The organism is Paraburkholderia sediminicola (genome assembly GCF_046026675.1).
GTDB lineage: Bacteria > Pseudomonadota > Gammaproteobacteria > Burkholderiales > Burkholderiaceae > Paraburkholderia > Paraburkholderia sediminicola_F.
Genome location: NZ_JAQQEY010000002.1, coordinates 781,863 through 800,856 on the forward strand (window position 1 = coordinate 781,863; position 18,994 = coordinate 800,856).

An 18,994-nucleotide genomic window follows, 5' to 3' on the forward strand; every position below is an offset into this window, starting at 1 on the left:
AATTCACCTGTTGCCGATCTGACACGGCGACCTAGAGCCCAGCGATCAGTTTTTTGAGCAACGCGTTGAGCTTTTCCTGCTCGGCCGGGGTCAGCACGGAAAGCAGCCGCTCCTCGTTCGCGACATGGCGGCCGATCGTCTCGTCGATCACGTGTTTGCCGGCATCGGTGAGCGCGATCAGCTTGCCGCGACGGTCATTGGGATCGGGAAGACGCTCGACCAAGCCGGCACGTTCGAGGCGGTCGAGGCGATTGGTCATGCCGCCCGACGAGATCATCGCGGCTTCGTAAAGCTGGGTTGGTGAGAGCATGTAGGGTTCGCCCGAGCGCCTGAGCGTTGCGAGCACATCGAACTCGCCCGACTGCAACCCCGCTTCGGCGAACAGCGGATTCATGTGATCGGTCATCACGCGTTCAGCGGCATCGGACAGCCGGCCGAACACGGCCATTGGCAGGGCCGGAAGATCGGGGCGTTCGCGGGCCCATTGTTCAACGGCAATCTCAGCACGGTCCATCGTCAATTCCTCTCGATGAAATATATCTTTACATTAAGATATATTTGACTAAGATACTAGCACGGTGGCGAGCCAAATCGCGACTCGCACCTTCCTTGAAGGAGACAGTGATGAGCAAGATGATTTTCGTGAACCTCCCGGTGCATGATCTGGCCGCGTCGAAGCGCTTCTATGAGGCGGTCGGCTTCACCAACAACCCGCAATTCACCGACGACACGGCTGCCTGCATGGTGTTGAGCGACACCATCCACGCGATGCTGCTGACCCACGATAAATACCGGCAGTTCACGACCAAGGCGATTCCCGACGCACGCACGACGAGTGAGGTGCTGATCTGCATCACGGCTGACAGCCGCGCTGAAGTCGACGACATGGTCGGCAAGGCGAAGGCTTTTGGCACGGTGATCGATCCGACCCCGACGCAGGATTTCGGCGTCATGTACGGCCGCAGTTTTGAAGACCCGGACGGCCATATCTGGGAAGTGATGTGGATGGATGCGAACGCCGTCGCTCATTGACGCGGAGTGTGTCAGAGTAACGTCTCTCACTCGTGGAGCGACCCCGCATGACCGGATTACCCATTGCCGACCGATGGTTCGAACTCAAACGCATCAGCGACGACATCACGCTGCTTTGGGAACCTCATGTCGTCCCGCTGATGCGTTGCAATATCTGGCATGTGCGCGGTCGTGACCGGGATCTGATGATCGACACAGGGATGGGTATCGCCAGTCTTCAGGATGCCGCGAAGCACCTGCTGCAGAAGAGCGTCACCGCCGTTGCGACGCATACGCACTCGGACCATATCGGCGGACATCACGAGTTCGAACACACGCTGGTTCACGAACTGGAGGCAGACAACCTGCGCGCGCCGCGCGAGCGAGGCACGCTTCTGGCATCGGTAATGGGCGAGGCGGCCATTCGCCGGTATCGTGAAGTCGGCTATCCGTTCGACGGCGATTTGATCACGGCGCTACCCAGCGCCGATTACTCAATGTCCGACTATCACGTGCGGGCCGCAACGGTCACAGAGATCGTCAAGGAAGGGAACATCGTCGATCTCGGCAACCGGCATTTTGAGGTGCTGCATCTGCCCGGCCACTCGCCGGGCAGCATTGGCCTATGGGAAGCGGCATCGGGCACGCTGTTCTCGGGCGATGCGATCTACGATGGCCCGCTACTGGATGAGATAGGCGGCGCGGATATTCCGACCTATGTGCGCACCATGAAACGGCTGCGTGAATTGCCCGTGCAAGTGGTTCACGCCGGGCACGACGGGAGCTTCGGGCGAGAACGGCTGCTTGAGTTGGTCGACGCCTATCTGGCTAAACGTACCTGATCGCGCCGGTTTTTCATCCGGCTTCTTATCCCGCTTCTCGCCTCAATAGCCCGTCTTACGCGTCTTTCAGCCAGGGCATCTCCACGGGTGACACCACCAGATGCCGGGCTTCCCGTTTCAGTTCGAAGATGAACCCGACCAGGATCATGGAGTCGGCATACGGGATTGGGAATACATGAGGATTTTCCGCGGTGCGCAGCGGGTGGGCGGGCGTGTTCGCCGTCGTCGCGGCGTTTTCGCGGACGCTTTCCAGTTCGTCGACCATTGCCTGACCACTTACTTTCAGGACGCGGCTACGCAGGTCGCTGAACGGTTCGATGCGCGCCCCGTCTTCGTTGTATTCGGGCACTTCATAGATGAACCAGGACATGTGCGTCTCCAAGGAAAAAGGCAAGTATTCTAGCAGTGGGCGTAACGCATCCGCGTTTTCCTTGCTTAGGAAATCGAGTTGCGCTCAGGCCCCACAACAACAGAAAGGCTGAGACAAAAGTCTCATCCGGAAATGATGGTGCACTGCAATGTGCTGTTCCGGAACCCGCATGTTAAAAGTCATCCTAAGCGTGCCACTGAATGACGATGCGCGCCGAGCCGACCGGAGACATTCATGCCCTATGTTCCGCAAGTGAGACACATCGATCGGATCCGCAGGTTGATCGAAGGCCGAATGCCTGATCGCGGCGGCGATGCTACGCGGCTGACCTCATCGTATTGGCGCTCGCTCGAGCAATATCATCTCGATCCCGGCCTGACAAAGGGGCCGCGGATTCTGAGCGCGCCGGAACTGCGCGACGTACAACATCGGGAAGAATCGGTTCTGCGGGCGTCGGGCGAATGCCTTTCGCGTCTGCATGAGACGGTTCGCGAGGCGGACTACTGCGTGATGCTCACCGATGCACAGGGCGTGACGATCGATTATCGCGTTGACCGGGATCGGCGGCACGACTTCAAACGAGCGGGATTGTATCTGGGCTCCTGCTGGTCCGAGCAGGAAGAGGGAACCTGCGGCGTTGCGACAGTGTTGCTCGATTCCCAGCCGATCACCGTTCATAAGACCGATCATTTTCGGGCCGCCTTTACCACGTTGACCTGCAGCGCCTCGCCTATCTTCGGGCTGGAGGGCGAACTGATCGGCGTGCTGGATGCATCGGCGATTCGCTCGCCTGACGAACGCGAAAGTCAGCGTCTGATTAACCACATCGTGCGTCATAGCGCCGTGTTGATCGAAGACAGTTTCTTTCTCAACGCGACCACGCATTACTGGGTTTTGCTGGCGCACCGGAACCGCCACTACGTAGAGGCCCAGCCGGAGATTCTGATTGCCTTCGATGCGCACGGAAACGCAGTCGCGGCGAATCGCCGGGCAAAAGAGTGCGTGCCTGGACTCGATCGGCTGCCGCGACCGGTCTCCGAGCTTTTCGATGTCCGCGCCGAGCGTCTTCTGGATGTCAGGCCGGGCCGCGACATGGTTTCGATCAAATTCGCGGGCAACGGCTCGCCGCTCTATGCCCGCGTTCGTCCGCCCGTTATTCGCGCGCAACGGCAACCTGCATCGAAGCCCCGGAATCCCGCGCCTCAGGCGCAACCCACACTCACCGATATCGACGCCCTTGAGCGTGAGCGCATCGTCACCGCCCTGACGGATGCGAAATGGCATCCGGACGAGACAGCCAAAACCTTGGGCATCTCGCGGGCGACGCTTTACAGACGGATCGCGAAGTTCGGCATTGTCCCGCCTCACCGGCGATAGCGGTCCACGGTTATCCAGCGGGCAAAGAACCCGCGCGTTACTTCGACGTTTCACTAATCCGTATCGAATGGAGGAGCAACCATGCCTGAAAATAATGCAAACCAGATTATTGAAAATGTTCTGGAATCCCTGGAGTCGGCGCTTAAACGCGGTGATACCGCTGCGGCCGTCGCGCTGTTTCAACCCGAGTGCTATTGGCGCGATCTGGTTGCGTTCACCTGGAATATCAAAACCATGGAGGGCCGGGACCAGATCGGCGCCATGCTCGACGCACAACTCGACGCCATCAAGCCGATCAGGCTGCGGATCGCCGAAAATGAAGTACCGACTGAAGCCGGCGGTGTGGCCCAGGCGTGGATCACCTTCGAAACGGAAGTTGCCCGCGGCAGCGGTTTTATCCGCGTGAAGGATGGCCTGATCTGGACTTTGCTGACCACCATGGGCGAATTGAAAGGCCATGAGGAACCCAAAGGCAACCGCCGTCCGATGGGTGCGGAACATGGCGCGCGCATGGACCGAACGAGCTGGAAGGAACGTCGCGAAGCCGAAGCGCAGGCGTTGGGTCGAGCGGAACAACCTTACTGTTTGATCGTGGGCGGCGGGCAGGGTGGGATTGGACTGGGCGCGCGTCTGCGGCAACTGGGTGTGCCGACGATCATCGTCGATAAGAATCCCCGTCCTGGCGACCAGTGGCGTAACCGCTACAAGTCACTGTGTTTGCATGATCCGGTCTGGTACGACCATATGCCTTATTTGCCGTTCCCGGATAACTGGCCGGTTTTCACGCCCAAGGACAAGATCGGCGACTGGCTCGAGATGTACACCAAGGTCATGGAGTTGAACTATTGGGGATCGACTGTTTGCAAGTCCGCGCGCTATGACGAAGCGAAGGCGGAATGGGTGGTCCAGGTCGAGCACGACGGCGAGACGTTGACCCTGCGGCCCAAGCAGCTTGTGCTTGCCACGGGCATGTCGGGTAAGCCGAATATCCCCTCGTTCAAAGGCATGGATGTGTTCAAGGGCGAGCAGCATCACTCGTCGAAACATCCTGGACCCGACGCGTACAAGGGCAAGAAAGTGGTCGTGATCGGCGCGAACAATTCGTCGCATGATATTTGCGCGGCGCTGTGGGAAGCGGGCGTCGACGTCACGATGGTTCAGCGGTCGTCCACGCATATTGTGAAGTCTGATTCGCTAATGGAACTTGCTCTTGGTGATCTCTATTCCGAGCGCGCGGTAGCGTCTGGCATGACGACATCGAAAGCCGACCTGACGTTTGCATCGATCCCGTACAAGATCCTGCACACGTTTCAAAAGCCCGTATGCGATGCGATCAGGGAGCGCGATGCCGCGTTCTACGACCGTCTGGAAAAACGCGGTTTCATGCTCGACTTCGGGGATGACGACTCGGGGCTCTTCATGAAGTATCTGCGGCGCGGGTCGGGTTACTACATTGATGTGGGCGCCGCCGACCTTGTAGCGGACGGCAAGATCAAGCTGAAGAGCGGTGTAGACGTGGTCGAACTGAAGGAGCACTCTGTCCTGCTAAGCGACGGCACTGAGCTGGAGGCGGATCTCGTCGTCTATGCAACCGGTTACGGATCGATGAATGGCTGGGCCGCCGACCTCATCTCGCGTGAAGTGGCGGATAAAGTGGGCAAGGTGTGGGGGCTGGGTTCGAATACGACGAAAGATCCGGGGCCGTGGGAAGGCGAACAACGCAACATGTGGAAGCCCACGCAGCAGCCCGCCTTGTGGTTTCATGGCGGAAACCTGCATCAGTCGCGCCACTACTCCCAGTATTTATCGCTGCAATTGAAGGCGCGCATGGAGGGTATTGCGACGCCGGTTTATGGCCTGCAGGAAGTGCATCACCTTTCCTGACTTCGATGTGTGGTTGATGCGCGCGCTCCTTACGGTCCTGTGTTAAGACGGCCGGATAGGGGGTGACGCGCATCGACGCAATACCTTTGCCATTGGCGTTGAGCGGCGCGCCGCCTTCCGAAACAAAGCAGTACGCGCCGAGCACGTGCGAAACACGACGAGCGGCTTAACCCGGATTGATTTCATCCTGGCTGCGTCGTGTCGTGCGTGGTCCAAAGACTCGCACCGTGATGGCCACGACTATCAGCGCAGCGGCGATGATGCCGAACATAGCGCCTGCTCCTTGCTGGTTCAATACGGGGAGCAATACGAAAGGCAGCATGCCGCTAACAATGCGGGACAACGAGTAAGTACTGCCGATGGCAGTTGAGCGCACGCTGGCCGGAAAGATCTCGGACTGGTAGACGTGATACGCGTTGCTGAATACGTTCGATGCACATGTTGTCAACACACCAAAGAGAACGATCAGCGCCGAGTTGTTGGAATAGGCAAAACCCAGGCCAAAGACTGCAATGGACAATATGGCGCCGATAACCAGCGTGCGGCGTTCTATCCAGTTGAGCAGCGGAATCGAAAGCAACGATCCGACTGGGTAGCCGAGAAACGACAGGGCGATAAAAAGCGTACCGTCCGTCACGTCAAAGCCACGGCTTTTCACCACGGTACTGGCGAGTGTGCCGAAACCATAGTAACCAAATCCCTGAAGCAGATGGAAGATGGTCAACATCAGGTAGCGCTTGTTATAGGGAGCACCGCGCAGCAAGGCAATGCGTTCGCCCAACGTCATTGGATTCCGCTTGACGGTGGTTTCAGGTGAGATCACCGACACGGTCACGCCGGCACTGGCGGCAAAGCGCCGAAGCATGGCATGAGCCTCCTCGACGCGACCCTGCGCCAGTAGCCAACGCGGGCTTTCGGGAAACTTATGTTGCACAAGCAGAACCAGTATTGCGCCCAGGCTGCCGATAACCAGAATAACGCGCCAGCCTGCGACGGCACCGAAGTGCAGAGGATTGAGCCAAAGCGCCAGGAATCCAACCAGAGGCACGGCGATATACGACGTGGTGTACGCCCATGCGGCCATTCGCCCGCGACGCTCCTTGGGCAGAATCTCGGACAGAAAGCTATCGGCAACGGGATAGATTGCGCCTACACCAATGCCGGTGAGGAAGCGGCAGATCACCAGCATCTCGGCGTTGACCGAGAATGCGCCGATCAGCGAAAAGCCGCTGTACCAGATCAGGTTGAACAAGAAGGCCTTGCGACGGCCGATGCGGTCGGCCATGCTGCCCAGAAAAAATGCACCGAAGAACATGCCGATAAATGCCGAGGCCAGCAGCAACTTGAAGTCCGTGCTGTGTCTGTCGATGCCGTATTCCCCCTGCAACGCAGTGCCGATCGAGCTGACAAGGAAAATCTCGAACATGTCGAAGAACAAGCCTATGCCGATCACCCACACCACAAATCGATGTAGCGAGCCCGCGGGCATGTTATCCATCCAGCCGCCCACGGTGGTGGCTTTGGCATGAAGGGCGTGCGTATCGTCGGCTGCGCTCGGTTCGGGTGAAGCAATGCGCGAATGGGCGGCCGCACTGCCGCCCACGTCCAGATTTCTGGTGTTCATGTTTGTCTCCGTTTCTTTGCTTTCGGGTCGGCTTATGCGCCGTTCACCACGTTGATCGGGGCGCCCGTATGGAACGCAGCGAGATTGGCATCGATGCCGGCATTGAGCCGGTTCGCGGCATGCGTTGCCGCCCAGCTGATATGCGGGGTGACGATAAGGTTGGGATGCGCACAGGCGAGCAGGGGCTCGTGCGGATCGGGTGGTTCCTGCGGGAGTACATCGAGTGCGGCGCCGCCGAGGTGGCCGCTCTCGAGCGCCTTGATGAGCGCCGCCGAATCGACAAGACCTCCGCGGGCGCTGTTCACGAGCAGCGCGCCGCGTTTCATGGCGCGAAGCGTGGGCGCGTCGATGAGATTGCGAGTCGATTCCGTAAGCGGGCAGTGGAGCGAGAGAACGTCGGCGGACCGCACTACGTCGTCGAATGGTGTGAAGCCTTCGCGAATCGTCGACCGTCCGCGATGCTCCGCAAACATCACGTTCATGCCGACCGCGCGAGCCAGCCGTGCGAGCGCATTGCCGATCGCGCCGCGCCCGACAATGCCGAGCGTCGAACCGGCGATGTCGAGAATCGGTGCACCCTGCACGCAGAAATGCGGCGACCCCGGCCAGGCGATGCGAGCGGCCTCACGATAAGCGAACAGGTTGCGCCGCAACGCGAAGATCGACGCGAGCGCCCACTCGGAGACGCTCTGTGCCGAATAGCCCGGCACATTGGACACGATCACGCCGGATTCGCGGCAAGCATCGATATCGATGCAATCGAAGCCCGTCGCGGCGACGCAGATAAAGCGCAGTTTTGGCAGACGTCGCAGATCGGCCGCGCGGATGGGCACTTTGTTTGTGATCGCAATGGCGGCATCTTCTAGCGCATGGACCACGTCGGCGGCGCGCGTGGCCGGACGAATGGACCATTCGCTCGCCCAGGCCGGCGCGGTGAGCGGCGTGGGCAATGTGCCGCTGTCGAGCAGAACGATGTTCATTGAACCCTCGCCCAGGTTAGCGCGGGCCGCAAAGACACACTGTTCAGTTTGCTGAACGGCACGTGAAAATCGCCGGATCGTGGATGGCAGGGTGTCATTCCATCAGCCCATCAGTTCGGATATCTCGATCAGATTCAGATCGGGATCTCGCACATACACGGAACGAATCTTCTGCGTAGCGCCGGTGCGTGCCACCGGACCTTCGACAATCGGCCATTCGCAACGGGCCAGATGCGCAATCACTTCGTCGAGCGGCACGGTGGCGATGAAGCACAGGTCGAGCGCGCCCGGTACGGGAACGTGGGCCTTCGGCTCGAATTCCGCGCCACGCACGTGGACATTGATCTTCTGATTACCGAAGCGAAATGCAATACGTCCTTCGCCAAACGTCTCGAGTTGCATCTGCATGACTTCGGTGTAGAACCGCTTCGTTGCAGCGAAGTTGACGCAGGTAAGTACGAGGTGATCAAGGTGGTCGATGAGTGCCACGTCCTGCTCCTTATGAAAATGCATGTTGTTCCGGCAAGCCGTCAGCCGCGCTGCAAGGCATCGAGTGCAGGTCCAGGCGCCGTCCGGCTTTGAGCAGCTGGCTCGGCACGTCGTGGCCGATCAGTCCAGGAAGCAGGGCGGAGGCGGACAGCACGGCGGTAAGATCCACGCCGGTGTCGTAGCCGTCGAGCTCGAGCATGTGCACCAGTTCCTCAGTGCAGACGTTGCCCGTAGCACCTGGCGCGTAGGGGCATCCGCCGAGACCGCCGAGCGACGCGTCGAAGCGGTCGATGTCGGCATCCAGCGCGGCTAGCGTGTTGGCGAGCGCCATGCCACGTGTGTTATGAAAATGCAGCGTGAGTTCGAGCGCGGCGAAGCGCTCGCGCGCGGCGGCGCACAGCGCGCCAACCTGCGATGGGTAAGCCATGCCAGTGGTGTCGCACAACGTCACGCCGTGTACACCGAGATCGGCGAAGCGCTGCATCCAGTCCAGCACTTCAGCCTGGTCGATATCGCCTTCCATGGGGCAGCCCATCGCCGTGGACAGCGACACGTTGATTGCCACCTTCGTTTGCCTGACCACGCCGATCACGTCGCGTAACTGGGCGAACGACTGCTCGCGGCTCATGCGCAAGTTCGCGCGGTTGTGGCTCTCGCTGACCGACATCACGAGATTGACTTCATCGACGCCGCACGACAGCGCACGCTCCGCGCCGCGCAGGTTCGGAACGAGTACGGTGTAGACGACGCCTTCACGTCGAGCGATCCGTTGCATCACGGCTTCGGCGTCACGTAAGGCGGGAATCGCTTTCGGTGAAGTGAACGAGGTCACTTCGATTTTGGCGTAACCACACGCGCTCAGGCGATCGATCAGTTCGATCTTGGCGTCGGTGTCGACGAACCGGGCCTCGTTCTGGAAGCCGTCGCGGGTGGCGACTTCCTGGATATACAGACGCTTACTGCTCATGCCGTGCTCCTGTTCAGATGATGCCGCGTGCGCGCCAGGCGTCGCGGGTCGTCGTGTCGATGCCGAGGTTTTCCAGCACCTCGTCGGTGTGCTGGCCGAGCGTGGGCGCGTGGGTGTTCACCGTGCCTGGCGTCGCGCTCAGCTTCGGGACGATGCCGGGCAGTTGCACCGGCGTGCCATCGGGGAGCTGGGCGTCGAGAATCATGTCGCGTGCGTGGTAGTGCGGGTCGCTCGCAATGTCGGCGACGTCGTAGATTTTTCCGGCGGGAATGCGCGCTTCGTTTAGCGCAGCGAGCACTTCATTGAGCGTGCGGCGGAGGGTCCATTCGGCGATCGCGGCGTCCAGCCGCTCGACGTTCTTTACGCGGCCATCGTTTTGAGCGAGTGCGGGATCGTCGGCCAGATCCTGACGGCCGATCAGTTCCATCAGACGCCGGAAGATGCTGTCGCCATTGCCCGCGATCAGGGCATATTTGCCGTCGCTGCAGCGATACGCATTCGACGGCGCGATCCCGGGCAAGCTGCTGCCCGCTGGTTGACGCACGGCGCCGAACGCCGAGTATTCGGGCAGCAGGCTTTCCATCATGTTGAAGACCGACTCGTAGAGCGCGACGTCGATCATCTGGCCCGCACCGCCGTTCTGATCGCGATGGCGCAGCGCGAGCAGGATGCCGATCACGCCGTGCAAAGCCGAGAGAGAATCGCCGATGGAGATGCCCACGCGCACGGGTGTGCGGTCGGTTTCGCCGCTCAGATGCCGCAAGCCGCCCATCGCTTCGCCGATGACGCCGAAGCCGGGCCGGTCGCGGTAGGGGCCGGTCTGCCCATAGCCGGACACGCGCAGCATCACGAGGCCCGGATTTAAGGCATGCAGTTCTTCCCAGCCGAGGCCCCATTTTTCGAGCGTGCCGGGACGAAAGTTTTCGATCAGCACATCGCTTTGCGCGACCAGTTGGCGAACCACGTCCTGGCCCTCGGACGAGCGAAGATCGAGCGTGACGGATTCCTTGTTGCGCGATTGCGCCGCCCACCAGACGGACGTGCCTTCATGCAGCAGACGCCATTTGCGCAGCGGGTCGCCTGTGCCGGGTGGTTCGATCTTGATGACGTGCGCACCGAACTCGGCGAGCATTTTTCCAGCGAAGGGACCGGCGATGAGCTGGCCCATTTCAAGCACGCGAACGCCTTCTAGTGGCTTCGTCACGGTTGTCTCCTTGCAAACGTCGTTCTCTTGACGCTCACTTTGCGACAACCCGCGCGTGCTGAAAATCAATGGATTCTCAACGACCCTTTCCGATCTGGAAAGGGTCGGCGAGCTTAACCGTGTGTGCCGTCTATGCGGCCGGACATGAAGTCGAGGAGACGCAGCGCTTCGGGCGACAGTGTTTCGCGCGACAGCGTGCCGATCCACAAGGTGCGATGCGCCCACGCGTCGGTGAGTTTCACGGCGCGCAGGCCTGTAGCGAGAATTTCGGTGCGTACGGCGCCCTCGGGCAATATGCCGATGCCAAGCCCGTGCTCGATCATCCGGCAGATGCCGTCGAAGCTGTGCACCTGGATGCGTAGCTTGAGGGCCCGGTCCGCGCTGAATGCGGCATCGAGCAGCCGCGCGAGCAGTGAACTGCCTTCGTTCAGGCCGACGTACTCGAAGTCGAGCGTATCCGCGAAGGCGACTTCTTCGAGAGACGCGAGGGGATGGTCTTTCGGCACCAGCAGCACGAGCTTGTCCTGACGATAGGCGGTCTTCTCGATACCAGGCGCCAGCACGTTGTCCGCAAAGATGCCGATGTCGGCGGTGCCGCTGCGGATCGCCGCGACGATTTCGTCGCTCAAGCGCTCCTCGAGCGATATCTTCACGCTGGGGTTATCGGAGAGAAAAGCCTGCACGTCGTGCGGCAGGAACTGGATAATCGATGACGTGTTGGCCCAGACTCGCACGTGGCCGCGCACGCCGGCGGCGTAGTCGCTCATCTCGTTGGCCATGCGGTTCACGCGGTCGGCGACTTGCCGGGCATGCGCGAGCAGACCCTTGCCGGCGGCAGTCAGCTCGATGCCGCGCGGCTGCCGCAGCATGAGCGTGCAATCGATGCTGCGCTCCAGGTCGGCCATGCGCTTGCTGACCGCTGACAACGTCATGCAGGTGCGCTCAGCCGCTTTCGTCAGGCTGCCGAGTTCTGCCACGACGATGAAAAGGCGCAGCGATTGCAGGTCATAGTGAGAAGAGCTGGTCATGGGTGTATGGCGTTTAGCGCGCTGGAAGTCGAAGCTCTGCGCGTCGGGTCCTGGCCCGGCGTGACGGGCTGACTTCGTGTGAAGCATAGCAGGGAGTGGAACGCTGCCGGTCTGGACGGTGCTGGACGTTGCAATACTGGAGGCTGCTTCGCAGCGGATTTAATTGGCGAGACAACCGTTACCCGCGCGAATTTGGACATGCACAATTGTCGTGCAGGCGTATGCGGATCTTCGTTGTGATTTATTATCTGCTCCAGTGAACGCCATGTGGCGTCGGGGCATACGGGACACCGTGTGCAGTGCGTTTCTGCTTTGACTGATCTGAGTGTCACCGTACAGACTTGCCGGGTCAGCCGTACGATTCTGGGATCTCAACGATCTGCTGCCTCATGTCCTCGGGCTTTGCGGGCAATCCAGCAGAACGATCGCGCTACTACGATGAAACTGTCCGTTCTCCGCATGCTGATCGCCATTCCGTCGCTGGGCGTGGGATTCTCTGCAGCCGTGTGCAATGCCTATGCGCTCGATGCAAAACTGGACTGCCAGTCGAGCCCGCATGATTTCATTGCTCCGCTTCTGGACGAGCAGTCGATCGATGCAAAACCAATGCGCATTGAAGCGAACTCGGTCAACGCATTCCGTCCCACGAGTGGCAGCAACCTGACGGCATTCGGCTTTCATGTCTATGCCGTTTTCGGGTATGAGCAAAACGATCCCATCTTCAAACAAGGCACCGGCCAACCCGTTACGCCCCCAACATACGGCGTGGTGGTGACCGGCTCTGCGGCGTCGGTTGAGGCAAGCGTACGACGGGCCGGCAGCGATGCGGCCATTCGCGACGTCGTGCCACTTTTTCTTACGGCCGTTTTCTGCAACGGGCATTAAGGCCGACGACTCACGCGTCCTTCAGTTCGTCCATTCCTTTAGAAGCGCCATCGCACGCTGTGCGAGCGGAGAAAGGTAAGCCCCCTTCCGGAAGACCACGCCGATGTGTCGGCGCAAGTCGAGTTCATTCGTGTCGAGGTTGAGCGCGCGCAGTCCTTCGAGCGCATCGAACGATTCAGTGCCTGCAACGCAGAGCATTGCGGTGCCGCGCAGCAGATGCAGTAGCGAGGTGCTGCCGAAGTCGGTTTCTACGCGCAGCTTTGGCGCGGCGAGACCTTGCCTGATGAAGGCTGCGTCCACTTGCTGCCGGACCACGATGGTCGGCCCCGGTAGTAACCATTCCTGCTCAGCCAGATCGACGAGGCGCAGATTGCGCTTGCGGTGCAGCGGATGCGAGTCATCGGCAAGAACGGAAAGACTGTCGCGAAAGAGTTCGGCGAAAGATAGTTCATCCGCATCCCGGTTTGGCTCGGGCGCCACGATCAGGTCGAGTTCCCCCGCAACGAGCAAATCGACAAGGTCGCGCGCAAGCCGGCGCCGCAGTCGCAGGCGTGCAGCCGGCCGTTCCTTCAGCAACTGGCGACATGCGCCCAGAACGAGCGCCGCCGGCACAGTCGGCGAATAGCCCAGACTCAGCACGCCCTGTTCACCGCTGCGGATCGCGTGCATTTCCTTCAGCGCATCCTCGTATTCCAGTGCAATCCGGCGCGCACGCGCGAGGAATAGCGAACCCGCCTGAGTGGGCGCGACCCCGTTTGAAGTGCGTTGGAACAACGCGAGGCCGGTCTGCGCCTCGACACGCTGGATGGCTTTCGTGAGCGCCGGCTGGCTCATGCCCAGCGCCTCCGCGGCCTTGCCGATGCCGCCGTGCTCTTCTACCGCAAGCAGGTAATCCAGATCCCGCGTCTCCATGGTCATTCCTATTGGCTATGGCTTTATAGCCAACGCCGCATTGTGGTGATGGCATGCATCTTACAGACTAGCGCCAGCATTGATAAAGGAGACACCGATTGGGCTTTGCTTACTTTCTGCGCCGCGCCGCGCGTTATTGGGGCGACAACGTTGCGGTCATTCATCGCAGCCGCGAGTTGACGTACCGTCAACTCGACAAGCGCTCGACCTTGCTGGCGAATGCACTGCTCGGTTTAGGGCTCGCGAAAGGCGACCGGGTTGCGGTTCAGGCCCGCAACTGCACGGAGCTGGTGGAAATCGAATGCGCGCTATACAAGGCAGGGCTCGTCAAGGCCGCGCTCAATCCGCGCTTCACGGCGCATGAAGCGGCTGACGTCGTCGAGAATTGCGCGCCGCGCGTCATGATCGCAGGCGAGGGATTCACGGCTTACGATCGTGCGTCGCCTGGGTTCGGTTCGGTGGAGTCGTTCATTTCGCTCGGCGTTCCCGCGAACGGATACACCGAATACGAAACACTGATCTCGCGCGCCAGCCCGAATTTGCCCGAGGTCGCGTTGTCGTCCGACGATCTTGCCGTGCTGCACTTTTCCTCCGGCTCGACCGGCAAGATCAAGGCAGCCATGCAGACCTACGGCAACCGCCTCGCGTCACTGCGCAAGATTCTGCAGGGCATGGATTGCCCTGCGAAACCCGGCGACCGGCTCGCGCTGATCGGTCCGGTCACCCACGCGTCCGGCATGTTGATGCAGCCGTACCTGTATTCGGGCGCCACGCTCGTCTTGTTCGACACGTTCGAGCCCGCGCACTTTCTGCGGGAAATCGAGCGGCTGCGGATCACGCACGTGTTCATGGTGCCCGCGATGATCAATATGCTTCTCAACGATCCCGCACTGGACGCCGCCGATCTGAAGAGCCTGAAGATGCTCGGCTACGGTGCGGCGCCGATGGCGCCGGCGCGTATTCAGGAAGCGTGGGCGCGGATCGGTCCGGTGCTGTCGCAAGGCTATGGCGCGAGCGAGTCGACCTCGGGCGTCACGCGTCTTTCCATCGCCGATCATGCCGACGCGATTGCACATCGCCTTGAGCGGCTCGCGTCGTGCGGCCGGCCCACAGGCGAGACCGAAGTGCTCGTGGTTGACGAACACGGCCGCGAGGTCACCGCGGATGCGATGGGCGAAATCGTCATTCGCGGCGCAGACGTGTTTCAAGGCTACTGGGGCGCGCCGGAGCTCACGCGCGAAGTGCTCGTCGACGGCTGGCTGCGGACCGGCGATCTCGCGCGCGTCGACGAAGAAGGGTACATCTATCTCGTCGATCGTCAGAAAGACATGATCATTTCCGGCGGCTTCAACGTTTATCCGACCGAAGTCGAGGCCTCGCTCTATCAGCATCCGGACATCATGGAAGCGTGCGTGATTGGCGTTCCCGATGAGAAGTGGGGAGAAAGCGTGAAGGCCGTCGTCGTGTTGAAGAGCGGACGCAACACGATTGCTGACGAGATCATCGCCCATTGCCGCGCGCGGCTCGCTGACTACAAGCTCCCCCGTACCGTGAACTTCGTTGCCGATCTGCCCAAGAACGCGAGCGGAAAGATCGCCCGCAAGCTGGTTCGCGAGCAGTACTGGCAGGGCGTCTCGCGTCGAGTCAATTGAAGAGGAAGCTTATGTTCGATTACCTGAATAATCCGGCGTTCGTCGAAACCCGCGAGGGCATTCGCCGCTTCGTCTCGGAAGAACTGCAGCCGATGGAGCAGGAGCTTGGCCTCGGCAGTGAAGACGTCTGGCCGCGCGAGACGCTGCGCCGCGTATGGCGCCGCTCCGCCGCACTCGGTTTCTACGCGGCATGCCTGCCCGTCCAGCTGGGCGGCAAGGGGCTCTCGATTCTCGAGCAGTGTGCGCTCAAGGCGGACCTTGCCGCATCGGGTTCCGCGCTCGCACCGCATGTGCTCGGCGACCTGGGTGGTCCGCCGCGTGTCGGCAACATGCTCAAGTACGCGAGCGCGGATCAGCTCGCGCGCTATTTCGACCCGGTGATTCGCGGCGCGAAGTCGACCTGCTTCGCGCTGACCGAACCGCACTCCGGTTCGGACGCGCAGAGCATTGCCACCACGGCGGTCGTGGACGGCGACGAACTGGTAATCAATGGCGTCAAGCACTACATCAGCGGCGCACCGTTCGCTGACTTCGCAATCGTCATGTGCGTGACCGACGCCACGACCACGCCGCCTGCCATCACGGCAGTGCTCATTGATCTCGATCTGCCAGGTGTGACGGTGGAACAGCAATACGTGCCGATGTCGGGACAGCACATCGACGCGGACATCCGCTTTGCCGACGTGCGCGTGCCGCGTGCGAACGTATTCGGCGGCGAGGGCAACGGGTTCAAGCTCGGCATGTCGCGCATCAACGTCAACCGGCTGTTGCACTGTCCGACGATGCTCGGCCTCGCCACCGCGGCCTATGACGCGTCGCTCGATTACGCCCGCACGCGGCGGCAGTTCGGCGGCCCGATCGCACGATTTCAGGCGATTCAGCACATGCTCGCCGATATGGCCGCGGCGCTATGGGCATGCGAAAGCATGATTGCGCAAACGGCTGCGCTCGCCGATGCAGGCGCCGATTTGCGCATGAAGGCTGCAGCCTGCAAGCTGTTCGTGTCGGAACGCTGCTTCGAAATCGCGGACAAGGCCGTGCAGATTCACGGCAACGTCGGGGTCACGCGCCACCATCCGATCGAGCAGACGTTCCGCAAACTGCGCATGTTTCGAGTCTTCACCGGCACGAGCGAGATTCAGCGCAATACGATCGCCCGCGCGATTCTCGATCCTGCCGGCACAGCGGCATGACAGGCCAACACAGTACGCGTGATACACGCCGCACCTATTGCAAGGAAACGATGCAGATGAAACCGGACTGGTCATGCCTGAACGGCGTCAAGATTGTCGATCTCAGTCAGTTGTTGCCCGGGCCGCACGCCACTTCAATGCTGATGCAATTGGGTGCGGACGTCGTCAAGGTCGAACCGCCGGGCACGGGCGATCCGGCGCGGCAACTTGGAAGCGCGGTTTTCGCGCAGCTCAACCGCGGCAAGCGCTCGGTCGCACTCGATCTGAAGAGTGCCGCCGGCAAGGTGGCGTTTCTCGATCTGATCCGGGACGCGGATGCGGTCGTCGAAGGCTTCCGGCCTGGCGTCATGCAGCGGCTCGGACTCGACTACGCCACGCTCGCCGAAGTGAACCCGCGCATCGTCATGTGCTCGATATCCGGGTTCGGGCAGACCGGACCGTATTCGGCGCTGCCCGGTCACGATCTCAACTATCTGGCGCTTGGCGGCTTCTGGTCGATACCGGTTCAGGTCAACGACCGTGTCGCACGTCCACGGGTTCGCCTCGCGGACTACGCCGCGTCAAGTCATGCCGCGCTCGCGCTGGCCGTGGCAGTTCTCAGCGCACGTCAGAATGGTCGTGGACAGCATCTCGACGTGTCGATTCACGACTGCGTGATGGCCTGGACGGCACCCGCCGCGTGGACGTCGCGTGATTATGCGGAGGAGCCCCTGGCATCGCCGACGGTCATGCCCGAGAACGACATTTTCGAAACCCGGGACGGCCGGCATCTCGCGCTGGGCATTCTGGAAAACAAATTCTGGCTGACCCTGCGCGAAGCACTCGGTGCCGACTACCCCGCGCTGATGGATGATCGGTTCGCGTCGCGCCTTGGCAGGCAGCAGTTCAAGCGCGAGGTCAACGCGTTGCTCGCGTACATGTTCCTGGCACGCTCGCTTGCAGAATGGCTCGAAACGCTGAGGGCTTTCGATCTGCCGGTTTCGCCGCTGCTTGACGCACACGAGCTGTTTCTCGACCCGCATGTGCATGCACGCGGTATGGTCCGCGAGTTCGCTCATGACGGCGCGATGGCGGTGCGCTTTCCCGTGAAGTTCTCCGCAGGTTTGCCTGACGCAGGCGACACTGTCCCGCTGCTCGGACAGCACGACGGCTGAGGCCACTCAATACCAGGAACGCAAAGACGTTCCGACAATCAAGGAGACAAACCGAATGGCAATCGAACAAAGCCGGTATCGGCCCTGGCGGGCGTGGTCCATTGCGATCATGCTGGCTTTGATGATGCTCGTGAACTTTCTGGATAAGGTCGTGCTTGGCCTCGTATCCGTACCGATGATGCGCGAGCTTCACCTGTCGCCCACGCAGTTCGGGCTAATCGGCGGCAGCCTTAACTGGCTGTTCTCGATCTCTGCGGTGCTCGGCGGCCTCGCGGCGAATCGCGCGTCGACAAAATGGCTGTTGCTGCTGATGGCCGGCGCATGGACCGCGCTGCAATTGCCGATGCTCGTCGCTGGCTCGATCTGGAGCGTTATTGCGTGCCGTGTCCTGCTCGGCGCGGGCGAAGGGCCCGCGTCGCCGGTTGCCGTGCATGCGCTCTACAAGTGGTTTCCCGACGCAAAGCGCAATCTGCCTGTCGCGGTACTTCACCAGGGCAGCGCGCTCGGCCTGCTGGTGGCCGGCCTGACGATTCCGGCTATTACCGCCCATTGGGGCTGGCGAGCCAATTTTCTCGTGCTGTCCGTACTCGGCAGCCTCTGGTGCATCGCGTGGCTGGTGTTCGGCGCCGAGGGGAAACTATCGAGTCCGGTGCGGTCAGGCCATATCGCTCGGGTTCCTTATGGGTTGCTGCTGACGGACCGAACGGTTCTGGGCATTTTCGCGGGGCATTTCGCTGCAAACTGGATTCTCGCGATGACGCTCACCTGGACGCCGACCTGGCTGCAACTTGGGATGGGCTACCCACCGCAGGTGGCGGGCCGAATGTTTGCGTTGTTTGTGGCGATCACCGCGCCGCTTAGTCTGGGCCTGGCCTGGCTGTCGCAACGCCTGCTGGCGCGCGGCGTGCCTTCGCGGATTGGGCGGGGCGGCTTCCTGACCGTGACGCTCGTCGTGGCGGGGGCCCTGCTTGCGTCACAGGTATGGCCAGGTCTCCCGCCGATGCTCAGGTTCGTCTTGCTGACGCTCGGCAGCGGCATGACGCTCGTGACGTATTCGATTGGGCCGGCCATGCTCGGCGAAGTGACGCCTGATTCACAGCGGGGCGGCATTCTCGCGCTGAGCAACGGTTTTTCGTCACTCGCCGGACTCGCCGCGCCGATCGTTACAGGCTTGTTGATCGAAGGTGCCGGCCGGTCGACTGCTGTCGGGTTCGAACAGGCAAGCGTCGCGAGCGGCGTGGTGCTGCTGGGATGTGGGGTGCTCTGCGCTTTCTGCCTCGACCCGCAACGCTCGCAACGCCGCCTCGCCCTCGGCACGACACACGTACCGGCGGATCTCAATCTGGCCGAGCGGGGCTAACGGCACCAGAAAGACTGTTTTTTGTCGCGTACCCCGGGATACGTGACAGTTTTTCTTATTTA

18 protein-coding genes are annotated in these 18,994 nt (G+C 61.2%); 9 read left to right on the top strand and 9 right to left on the bottom strand.

Features of this window, described 5'->3' with window-relative positions; genetic code table 11:
* Positions 1–31 precede the first annotated feature (31 nt).
* Positions 32–514, bottom strand: coding sequence for a MarR family winged helix-turn-helix transcriptional regulator (locus PQQ86_RS23395; protein WP_408272244.1), 483 nt, complete (start codon positions 512–514; stop codon positions 32–34).
* A 110-nt stretch (positions 515–624) separates the two neighbouring features.
* Between PQQ86_RS23395 and PQQ86_RS23400 the strand changes: the two genes are divergently transcribed.
* Positions 625–1,032: a VOC family protein gene (locus tag PQQ86_RS23400; RefSeq protein ID WP_408272248.1), complete on the top strand. Its 408-nt coding sequence runs from the start codon at positions 625–627 to the stop codon at positions 1,030–1,032.
* A gap of 47 nt (positions 1,033–1,079) precedes the next feature.
* The gene (locus PQQ86_RS23405) at positions 1,080–1,853 is read left to right on the top strand and encodes an MBL fold metallo-hydrolase (protein WP_408272252.1); all 774 of its coding nucleotides are present in this window, start codon (positions 1,080–1,082) and stop codon (positions 1,851–1,853) included.
* 55 nt (positions 1,854–1,908) lie between these two features.
* Here PQQ86_RS23405 and PQQ86_RS23410 read toward each other — a convergent pair whose 3' ends face one another.
* Positions 1,909–2,223 carry a helicase gene (locus tag PQQ86_RS23410; protein WP_408272254.1) on the bottom strand — a complete coding sequence of 105 codons (315 nt, stop codon included), beginning with the start codon at positions 2,221–2,223 and terminating at the stop codon, positions 1,909–1,911.
* A 234-nt stretch (positions 2,224–2,457) separates the two neighbouring features.
* Here PQQ86_RS23410 and PQQ86_RS23415 point away from each other — a divergent pair, with 234 nt between their 5' ends.
* Positions 2,458–3,600, top strand: coding sequence for a sigma-54-dependent Fis family transcriptional regulator (locus PQQ86_RS23415; RefSeq protein ID WP_408272257.1), 1,143 nt, complete (start codon positions 2,458–2,460; stop codon positions 3,598–3,600).
* An 81-nt stretch (positions 3,601–3,681) separates the two neighbouring features.
* The gene (locus PQQ86_RS23420; protein WP_408272260.1) at positions 3,682–5,484 is read left to right on the top strand and encodes an NAD(P)-binding domain-containing protein; all 1,803 of its coding nucleotides are present in this window, start codon (positions 3,682–3,684) and stop codon (positions 5,482–5,484) included.
* A 166-nt stretch (positions 5,485–5,650) separates the two neighbouring features.
* On the opposite strand, the gene PQQ86_RS23425 is transcribed toward PQQ86_RS23420, so the two are convergent.
* The 6 genes from PQQ86_RS23425 to PQQ86_RS23450 form a co-directional block, all read right to left on the bottom strand.
* Positions 5,651–7,108 carry an MFS transporter gene (locus PQQ86_RS23425; protein WP_408272263.1) on the bottom strand — a complete coding sequence of 486 codons (1,458 nt, stop codon included), beginning with the start codon at positions 7,106–7,108 and terminating at the stop codon, positions 5,651–5,653.
* Between the two features lie 32 nt (positions 7,109–7,140).
* The gene (locus tag PQQ86_RS23430; protein WP_408272266.1) at positions 7,141–8,088 is read right to left on the bottom strand and encodes a D-2-hydroxyacid dehydrogenase; all 948 of its coding nucleotides are present in this window, start codon (positions 8,086–8,088) and stop codon (positions 7,141–7,143) included.
* Between the two features lie 102 nt (positions 8,089–8,190).
* Entirely contained in the window at positions 8,191–8,577 is a 387-nt protein-coding gene (locus PQQ86_RS23435; RefSeq protein ID WP_408272270.1) for a VOC family protein, read from the bottom strand.
* 10 nt (positions 8,578–8,587) lie between these two features.
* The gene (locus tag PQQ86_RS23440) at positions 8,588–9,544 is read right to left on the bottom strand and encodes a hydroxymethylglutaryl-CoA lyase (protein WP_408272272.1); all 957 of its coding nucleotides are present in this window, start codon (positions 9,542–9,544) and stop codon (positions 8,588–8,590) included.
* Between the two features lie 13 nt (positions 9,545–9,557).
* The gene (locus PQQ86_RS23445) at positions 9,558–10,748 is read right to left on the bottom strand and encodes a CaiB/BaiF CoA transferase family protein (protein WP_408272275.1); all 1,191 of its coding nucleotides are present in this window, start codon (positions 10,746–10,748) and stop codon (positions 9,558–9,560) included.
* 113 nt (positions 10,749–10,861) lie between these two features.
* A complete protein-coding gene (locus PQQ86_RS23450) occupies positions 10,862–11,776 on the bottom strand; it encodes a LysR family transcriptional regulator (protein WP_408272278.1) in 915 nt (304 codons plus the stop codon).
* Between the two features lie 438 nt (positions 11,777–12,214).
* Here PQQ86_RS23450 and PQQ86_RS23455 point away from each other — a divergent pair, with 438 nt between their 5' ends.
* Positions 12,215–12,661, top strand: a complete 447-nt coding sequence (locus PQQ86_RS23455) for a hypothetical protein (RefSeq protein WP_408193058.1) — start codon at positions 12,215–12,217, stop codon at positions 12,659–12,661.
* 21 nt (positions 12,662–12,682) lie between these two features.
* On the opposite strand, the gene PQQ86_RS23460 is transcribed toward PQQ86_RS23455, so the two are convergent.
* The gene (locus tag PQQ86_RS23460) at positions 12,683–13,573 is read right to left on the bottom strand and encodes a LysR family transcriptional regulator (RefSeq protein ID WP_408272281.1); all 891 of its coding nucleotides are present in this window, start codon (positions 13,571–13,573) and stop codon (positions 12,683–12,685) included.
* Between the two features lie 98 nt (positions 13,574–13,671).
* Here PQQ86_RS23460 and PQQ86_RS23465 point away from each other — a divergent pair, with 98 nt between their 5' ends.
* Genes PQQ86_RS23465 through PQQ86_RS23480 form a run of 4 tightly spaced genes read left to right on the top strand, consistent with a single transcriptional unit; the run spans position 13,672 to position 18,932 of the window.
* Complete coding sequence (locus tag PQQ86_RS23465) at positions 13,672–15,225, top strand: AMP-binding protein (protein WP_408272284.1); 1,554 nt, start codon at positions 13,672–13,674, stop codon at positions 15,223–15,225.
* Positions 15,226–15,236: 11 nt separating this feature from the next.
* Positions 15,237–16,418 carry an acyl-CoA dehydrogenase family protein gene (locus PQQ86_RS23470; RefSeq protein ID WP_408272286.1) on the top strand — a complete coding sequence of 394 codons (1,182 nt, stop codon included), beginning with the start codon at positions 15,237–15,239 and terminating at the stop codon, positions 16,416–16,418.
* A 56-nt stretch (positions 16,419–16,474) separates the two neighbouring features.
* The gene (locus tag PQQ86_RS23475) at positions 16,475–17,572 is read left to right on the top strand and encodes a CaiB/BaiF CoA transferase family protein (protein ID WP_408272289.1); all 1,098 of its coding nucleotides are present in this window, start codon (positions 16,475–16,477) and stop codon (positions 17,570–17,572) included.
* Between the two features lie 55 nt (positions 17,573–17,627).
* Positions 17,628–18,932, top strand: a complete 1,305-nt coding sequence (locus PQQ86_RS23480; protein ID WP_408272292.1) for an MFS transporter — start codon at positions 17,628–17,630, stop codon at positions 18,930–18,932.
* Positions 18,933–18,994: the final 62 nt, after the last annotated feature.

What these genes read in the sequence shown, in the direction of transcription:
- PQQ86_RS23450 (WP_408272278.1), bottom strand. Translation starts at nt 11,776, where the DNA reads ATGACCAGCTCTTCTCACTATGACCTGCAATCGCTGCGCCTTTTCATC.
- PQQ86_RS23475 (WP_408272289.1), top strand. Translation starts at nt 16,475, where the DNA reads ATGAAACCGGACTGGTCATGCCTGAACGGCGTCAAGATTGTCGATCTC.
- PQQ86_RS23425 (WP_408272263.1), bottom strand. Translation starts at nt 7,108, where the DNA reads ATGAACACCAGAAATCTGGACGTGGGCGGCAGTGCGGCCGCCCATTCG.
- PQQ86_RS23460 (WP_408272281.1), bottom strand. Translation starts at nt 13,573, where the DNA reads ATGGAGACGCGGGATCTGGATTACCTGCTTGCGGTAGAAGAGCACGGC.
- PQQ86_RS23410 (WP_408272254.1), bottom strand. Translation starts at nt 2,223, where the DNA reads ATGTCCTGGTTCATCTATGAAGTGCCCGAATACAACGAAGACGGGGCG.
- PQQ86_RS23480 (WP_408272292.1), top strand. Translation starts at nt 17,628, where the DNA reads ATGGCAATCGAACAAAGCCGGTATCGGCCCTGGCGGGCGTGGTCCATT.
- PQQ86_RS23470 (WP_408272286.1), top strand. Translation starts at nt 15,237, where the DNA reads ATGTTCGATTACCTGAATAATCCGGCGTTCGTCGAAACCCGCGAGGGC.
- PQQ86_RS23395 (WP_408272244.1), bottom strand. Translation starts at nt 514, where the DNA reads ATGGACCGTGCTGAGATTGCCGTTGAACAATGGGCCCGCGAACGCCCC.
- PQQ86_RS23430 (WP_408272266.1), bottom strand. Translation starts at nt 8,088, where the DNA reads ATGAACATCGTTCTGCTCGACAGCGGCACATTGCCCACGCCGCTCACC.
- PQQ86_RS23420 (WP_408272260.1), top strand. Translation starts at nt 3,682, where the DNA reads ATGCCTGAAAATAATGCAAACCAGATTATTGAAAATGTTCTGGAATCC.
- PQQ86_RS23440 (WP_408272272.1), bottom strand. Translation starts at nt 9,544, where the DNA reads ATGAGCAGTAAGCGTCTGTATATCCAGGAAGTCGCCACCCGCGACGGC.
- PQQ86_RS23400 (WP_408272248.1), top strand. Translation starts at nt 625, where the DNA reads ATGAGCAAGATGATTTTCGTGAACCTCCCGGTGCATGATCTGGCCGCG.
- PQQ86_RS23405 (WP_408272252.1), top strand. Translation starts at nt 1,080, where the DNA reads ATGACCGGATTACCCATTGCCGACCGATGGTTCGAACTCAAACGCATC.
- PQQ86_RS23455 (WP_408193058.1), top strand. Translation starts at nt 12,215, where the DNA reads ATGAAACTGTCCGTTCTCCGCATGCTGATCGCCATTCCGTCGCTGGGC.
- PQQ86_RS23415 (WP_408272257.1), top strand. Translation starts at nt 2,458, where the DNA reads ATGCCCTATGTTCCGCAAGTGAGACACATCGATCGGATCCGCAGGTTG.